The following is a 2,184-nucleotide window of genomic DNA, read 5'->3' on the forward strand; positions in this document are numbered from 1 at the left end:
CCAGCTGGTGCTGAAGTCCGGCTTCCCCGCGTACGGGGTCACCGGCGACCCCAACGCCGCCACCGACACCTGCGAACCCCTCGTCCTCGGCCCGCAGTTCGGCTCGTACGGGGCCACCGCCGCCGACATCTCCGTCGCCTTCGTCTCCGCCGCCGCGGCGGCCCTGGGCAGTGACGAGATGCCGACCCGGCGCCGCCGGGTCGCCGTACGCGGCACCCGCGGCATCGGCCCCAAGGACATGCTCCTCAACTCCCGGGTGGGCGCGGTCGATGTGGACGCGCGCAGCGGACTCGTCTCCCTCGACGGGGAACCGCTGCGCTCCGAAGCGGCCGACTCGGTCTCCCTCAACCGCCTGTACTTCTTTTAACCGGCACAGCCTGTAAGCCCGTTAGGACTCCCGCCATGACTGCACAGCCCGCCAAGCCCGTGAACGACGGCTTCCGGATGCCCGCCGAGTGGACCCCCCACGAGCGCACCTGGATGGCCTGGCCCAGCCCCAACCCCACCTTCACCAACGAGCAGGAGCTCGCCGAGGCCCGCCAGGCCTGGGGCGCCGTCGCCCGCGCCGTGCGCGCCTACGAGCCGGTGACCCTCGTCGTCTCCCCGGGCGACGCCGAGAGCGCCCGCGCGATCGTCGGCGACGACGTCCAGCTCGTCGAGCAGGAGCTCGACGACGCCTGGATGCGCGACATCGGCCCCACCTTCGTCACCAACGACGCCGGCGAGCTGGCCGCCGTCGACTGGACCTTCAACGGCTGGGGCGCCCAGGAGTGGGCCCGCTGGGACCACGACTCGAAGATCGCCCGGCACATCTCCGACGTGGTCGGCACCCGCACCTACAGCACCCGCCTGGTGAACGAGGGCGGCGCCATCCACGTCGACGGCGAGGGCACCGTGCTCCTCACCGACACCGTGCAGCTCGGCGAGGGCCGCAACCCCGGCTGGACCCGCCAGCAGGTCGAGGAGGAGATCCACGCCCACCTCGGCACCACCAAGGCCATCTGGCTGCCCTACGGCCTGGCCGGCGACTACGGCACGTACGGCACCCAGGGCCACGTGGACATCGTCGCCGCCTTCGCCCGCCCCGGCGTGGTCATGGTCCACACCCAGCCCGACCCGGCCCACCCGGACCACGAGCGCTGCAAGACCATCGCCGCCATCCTGCGCGCCTCCACCGATGCCAAGGGCCGGCTGCTGGAGGTCGTGGAGGTCCCCGCGCCGACCGTGCTGGAGGAGGACGGCGAGTGGGTGGACTACTCGTACATCAACCACTACCTCTGCAACGGCGGCGTGGTGCTGTGCGCCTTCGACGACCCGCGCGACGAGGAGGCCGCCGAGATCTTCCGCGGACTGTTCCCCGAGCGGACCGTGACGCTCGTTGACGCACGTACGATTTTCGCCGGGGGTGGCGGTATCCACTGCATCACCCAGCAGCAGCCGAAGGTCTGACCCGAGGCGGACCTCGTGAAGGAGTGACCATGGTGGCGGGTGGAGTACCGGTACGGGCGGCGCGCAAGAACGCGCCCCCGCGCGAGGACGTACTCGCCGCCGCCATGGCCACGATCGCCGAGCGCGGGCTGGAGGGCCTGACCATGGCCGGCCTGGGCCGCCAGGTCGGCATGAGCAGCGGTCACCTCCTCTACTACTTCGGCAGCAAGGACGAGCTCCTGCTGCAGACCCTGGAGTGGAGCGAGGCAGCCCTCGGCAGCGAGCGGCGGGCCCTGCTGGCCCGCCGCGGTCCGGCGCGCGAGCGCGTACGGGCGTACGTGGACCTGTACGTGCCGGACGGCGCCCGGGACCCGCACTGGACCCTGTGGCTGGAGGTCTGGAACCGGTCCCAGAACGCGGGCCCCCAGGAACGCGAACGGCAGGCCGCCATCGAGGGCGCCTGGCACCGCGACCTGGTCGCCCTGCTCGCCGAGGGCATCTCGCGCGGCGAGTTCCGGGCGGTGGACCCCGACCGCTTCGCGGCCAGGCTGCGGGCCCTGCTCGACGGGTTCAGCATCCAGGTCGCCGTGGGCCTGCCCGGCATAGGGCGCGAGGACATCCTGCAACACGTCGCGGAATTCCTCGCCGAAACCCTCGCCGACTAGTAGTGCTTTGTTAGCTGGTCTTGTCGTGTCGGGTGTCTGGTAGTTCGCTGGTTGTATGAGGGCTGGGGAGCTTGCGGCGGTGCGGGGCCGG

2 protein-coding genes and 1 pseudogene are annotated in these 2,184 nt (G+C 71.7%); all 3 read left to right on the forward strand.

The window, feature by feature from the left end; all coding sequences use genetic code 11:
• Positions 1-367 (forward strand): annotated as a pseudogene (locus ACQKM2_RS40805) (urease subunit alpha); the annotation flags it as partial.
• A gap of 35 nt (positions 368-402) precedes the next feature.
• On the forward strand, positions 403-1,449 hold the full coding sequence (locus ACQKM2_RS40810; protein WP_427719265.1) for an agmatine deiminase family protein: 1,047 nt from the start codon (positions 403-405) through the stop codon (positions 1,447-1,449).
• A gap of 29 nt (positions 1,450-1,478) precedes the next feature.
• A complete protein-coding gene (locus ACQKM2_RS40815) occupies positions 1,479-2,093 on the forward strand; it encodes a TetR/AcrR family transcriptional regulator (protein ID WP_427719268.1) in 615 nt (204 codons plus the stop codon).
• The last annotated feature ends 91 nt before the right edge of the window (positions 2,094-2,184 follow it).

Source organism: Streptomyces sp. NPDC004126, assembly GCF_050275515.1.
GTDB lineage: Bacteria > Actinomycetota > Actinomycetes > Streptomycetales > Streptomycetaceae > Streptomyces.